3 protein-coding genes are annotated in these 4,353 nt (G+C 56.9%); all 3 read right to left on the bottom strand.

All coding sequences use genetic code 11. The annotated features are described in order from the left end of the window. A partial coding sequence (locus ACH2EH_RS13075) for a PQQ-binding-like beta-propeller repeat protein (RefSeq protein ID WP_395142341.1) occupies positions 1-1,504 on the bottom strand: 1,504 nt, incomplete at its 3' end. 50 nt (positions 1,505-1,554) lie between these two features. Next, positions 1,555-3,855, bottom strand: a complete 2,301-nt coding sequence (locus ACH2EH_RS13070; protein WP_395142339.1) for a PQQ-binding-like beta-propeller repeat protein — start codon at positions 3,853-3,855, stop codon at positions 1,555-1,557. A gap of 12 nt (positions 3,856-3,867) precedes the next feature. Continuing rightward, positions 3,868-4,353 (bottom strand): PQQ-binding-like beta-propeller repeat protein (locus ACH2EH_RS13065; protein WP_395142337.1); only part of this gene is annotated, 486 nt, incomplete at its 5' end.

Below are 4,353 nucleotides of genomic sequence, written 5' to 3'. Positions count from 1 at the left end.
TCGCATAGAGATGGGTGGGAGTGCCGACATAAAGCGTCCCATTGGCAATCACAGGAGACGCGTAGATCGGGGCGCGCATGTCCACGCGGCCCAATTCTTTCATTACTTTGCTCGCCGCAAGAATAATAATATCGCCATCCTCGGTGCCCGCGTAGACTTTGCCTTCGGTCACCATTGTGGATCCCCAGATATGGCTCTTGGAATCGAAGCTCCAGTAGAGCTTGCCCGTCTCGGAGTCGAGGCAGTGGACAAAGCCCGAGTAGTCCGCGACAAAGACCATGCCGTTGATGATAGAGGGCGTCGAGAGCGAGCGGTGAATGCTCTTATTGACCCAGAGAGTCTTGCCCGTGATGGCATCTATACAGGCCATCTGCCCGATTCCCTCGCCATGCTCCGGATCCTGCCCGATGGGTACATAGACACGGTTTTTATAGAGCACCGGGGTAGCGATTACCTCACTGGGGCCATCGAACGTGGCGTACTTGAGCGGCTTGCCCGCCTTCATTCGGTACTCGGGCGGGTTGCAGTCGTACTTCCAGAGGGTCTTGAGAGTGCTTTGATCACCGCCCACGGCGCTGGCCGGATCGAAGGCGTAGCAGATACCATCGCCACCGCCAAAGATGATTGTCTCTTTGCCATTGACCAGGCCACCTGCGGGCGATGACCAGTTGGAGTGCATGGTCTTTGCTGAGACACCACTGTTCTCTTCTCCGAGATACTTGCCCGTATTTTTATCCAAAACGCAGAGTGCAGGCGCTTTTGGGTTGGGAATATTGGTGTGCGTCCAGTCCACGCCATTACTCGTCGTGACCGTGATGGTGTTGCCTAAGATGAGCGGGCCACAGTTCGTAATATTGTGCGGGAAAACGCCCAGTTCCTCACGCATGTCAAAGCGCCAGAGCACGTCGGCATCTTTGGCACCGAGCGTGTGAGGCGGCTTGCCTTTATCAGTGAGGTACTTAGCCTCGTCTTGTACGCCCTGGTTGCCATTGGCCTGTCCATTGACATCAAGACAGATTACTTCGCAACGGTTGGTAACCACATAGACTTTATCACCGTCCACGGCGGGCGAGGAGCACAGCCCCAGAAACTCCCAGTCGCTTACTTTTCCGGTGCCGAGCTTAGGGACGGCGAGCTGCCAGACCATATCGCCTGTTTTTTCGTCCAGGCAGAGCAGCACCGCGCGGTCGCCCTTGAGCTTCTCGTCGCGCGGGCTCTCGTTATTGGTACCCACAAAGATCTTGCCGCCCGAAACCGTCGGGTTGCCGTAGGACTGTGAGCCGAGTTTGGCGACCCATTTGACGTTTTTGGTCGTCGCCAGGTCAATCTCTTCGGTGCTGCCCTTATAGCGGCCCGCGTCCCAGCTTGTTGCAATATTCGTCTCCGACGAGACCATATTGCGTGAGGGACCACCGCCCCAGTACGGCCAGTCCGCTGCGCGCGTGATCAGCGCTCCTGCGCTGAGTGCGAGAAGTGTCGTTGCTAAAAGTGCGTTTCGTTTCATGATTATTTTTTCTACCCTAGCCCCCGTTGCATGGGGGCTAGGGGGTGGAATCAGTTCGGCTTCACCGAGATATTGTCAATATAGACTTTGTAGAGCGACTGCGGCGCGAACCCAAAGAGCCCAGGAGCACCGACAGTATGCGCACTTTTGTGTGGCACTTCTATTGTCCAGGCCGTCGGCTCCGGATCTTCTTTTTTCCAGACTTTCGCCCGCACCATGCCGGAGCCGCTGGCGGCCACATCCACCCGAGTCTTCATTCGATACCAGGTTTTACTCTGGATCTTGAAGGGTACCGTGGCCTTGATCCGCTCTTGATTGGAGTTGACTTCTAGCTCGTCGGCGTTGCCGTTGAGAATAATATAGTAGCGCTGGTTGATCAGCCCTACCGTAGACTTGGTGCGGCGGTTACCATCTACCATCACGTCCGCCTCGAATGTATAATTCTTCTCATCCGGGTGGCCAAAGAAAACCGTAGCGCGCTGGAAGAAGATATTGTCGAGTGTCTTGGCAAAGACTTTATTGCCCTCGAGCTCGCGCACATCGAACTTGAAGCGCGCCCCGATCCAAGGCAGGGGTGGATAGGCGAACTTAGCCTCAGGAAGTAGCGTGTCTTGCTCAGTGGGATTAAAGCTCTCAAAGTCTTCTGTGTAGGGCAGGGCAGTGAGCACACGCCCACGCATGATTCCTTTGAAGCCATTGAGTGTCGCCTGGTAGGCTCCCGCAGAGCTTTTCGCCCCCCCAACGATCTCGCCGTTCTCGAACTTCGCATCTAAGAGCGCACGGACTTTGGCGGTTGGCGGAACATACTGCTCGAACGTGGCTTTGCTCGCATCAAAGGTCTCGGTAACAAACCCATTAGCGTCAATTCCACGAATGCTCAGCTTCACTTTCTCGCCGGGTCGTAGAATCACTTCGGAGGGGACGATCTGCAGAGCAACCGTCGGGCCCGCGAACTTCTTGGGCTCACCCACGGAAGCAATCGCGGCCATCGGCTTGCCACCAGGCTTACCATAGCAGTAGAGTCGCTCGGTAGAAAAGACATAGACTTTCCCATTGTAGACCGAAGGAGCCCCGATGCAGCGGCCCGCGAGCTGGGTCTTGGCGAGCACTTGCGCTCCTGTTACGCCAGGCTTGAGAATATAGAACAGGCCATTTTGGAACGGCACGTAGAGCTTGCCCTCCGCGTAGGTCGGCGACGCGTGGAGCTGATCGGGGGCGAGCTTCTGCTTCCAGAGAATCTTGCCTGTCTCGGCATCAACGCAGTCTAAGAAGCCTGTTTTATCCGTTAAGTAAAGATTCCGCCCAACCAGAACCGGCGTGCTGGAGACCGCCGAGAGATCGTCGTTGCGCCATGCCTCGGAAGATTTATTGAGAACCGGCGGTCCCGGTGCGGCTCCGGGTGTCAGTGGCTCGGCGGGCTTGGGCTCAGAAAGCACCTTCACTGCCGTCATGCGTCCGGCATTGCTGGCATCTATATTCTCATCGGCATGCACACAGATGGCGGTCTCCTCGCCCTTGGTGTTCTTGTACATCACCACGGTGGCATTCATACCACCCGCCGAGATCGGGTAACGCCAGATGGGCTCGCCCGTGCGGGCGTTGACCGCGATCATACTGCCGTCACCTGCGCCGCTATAAAAGACCTGCTTACCGTTGCGCCAGGAGAAGATAGGCAGCCCGAACGTATTGTCTTTTGGCGCAAGCCCCGGGCTGCACGACCAAACCAGCTTGCCGTTTTTCTTATCGAAGGCGTAGAGCCGATCCATCGCCGCCCCGTCGCCACCCCAGTTACTGGTGATTCCCCGGACAATCACCAAGTCATCGAGAATCGTCGGCGCACCCGTGCGCCCATTGGTGAACGTCAGTCGGCCCAGTGTCTCCATCATCGCATTCGAAAACACCGGTTTTCCGTCGGCGGTGAAGCAAGCAAAGATCCCCGCCGACGTGAGCATATAGACATTGCCGGTCTCAGGGTCTACCGTTGGGCTCCCAATGGCATATCTATCGTAGGTGATATCGGAGAGATAGTCCGAAAAACGCTTCTCCCAGAGCTTCTTGCCCGTCTCGGCATCGGCGCAGAGCAGCACTTCTTGCAAGTCCGCCCCGATGCCATCGTAGCCCAGTGCATAGACTTTCCCGTTGGCGATCACCGGTGTGCCGCCGCCTGCGAGCTTCACGCTCCAAAGTGGGGCAGTCAGCGTGGTGGGAAGTTTTTTTTCCTGCGAGATACCCGTTCCCGCTGGGCCACGCCAGTTCAACCAGCCCTGTACATCCGCCAAAGCCGCACCACTTCCCACGGAAACCAAAGCGGTGAGGCCCACCGCAAACGCGATCGTTCTGATTTTTTTCATAGGTTCTTGAAACTATCCCCGCATATTTAAGGCGATGAGCGTCCCCTCCTGGTTTCGGACGTAGAGCACCCCGTTGGCAAGCACGGGATGTGTCCAGCAAGTGCCGTTGAGCACCGTGGCTCGCGCTTGCTCAGTGAGCTTATTAGGATCGGCAGCAAGTAAGATCAGCTCGCCACGTCCGCCCATCACGACAAGCTGATTGCCCGCTAATATCAGCCCGCCTTTGTCAATGCCTTTCAGCGCCCAGCGCTCGCGCCCCGTGGCCCACTCCATGCAGCGTAGTGTGTTCTCGTCGTTGCCGTAGAGAAAACCGTTGTGCAGGATACAGGTATTGAAGTGGTTCTTCATTGCCCGCGTCTGCCAGACCACCGAGGGCTGCCCGCCGCCAAGCTTCAGAAGCGCACCGCCCTTGCCATAGTTCGACGAGATAAAGACGTTGTTTCCGGAGAAAATCGGATCGGCAGCGTTCACATCGTAGCTGGTGTCCCAGGGAAACTG

Source organism: Armatimonas sp. (assembly GCF_043760365.1).
In the GTDB taxonomy this organism is placed as follows: Bacteria; Armatimonadota; Armatimonadia; order Armatimonadales; family Armatimonadaceae; genus Armatimonas.
This window is presented reverse-complemented; position numbering and strand designations above follow the sequence as displayed.

What these genes read in the sequence shown, in the direction of transcription:
- ACH2EH_RS13070 (WP_395142339.1), bottom strand. Translation starts at nt 3,855, where the DNA reads ATGAAAAAAATCAGAACGATCGCGTTTGCGGTGGGCCTCACCGCTTTG.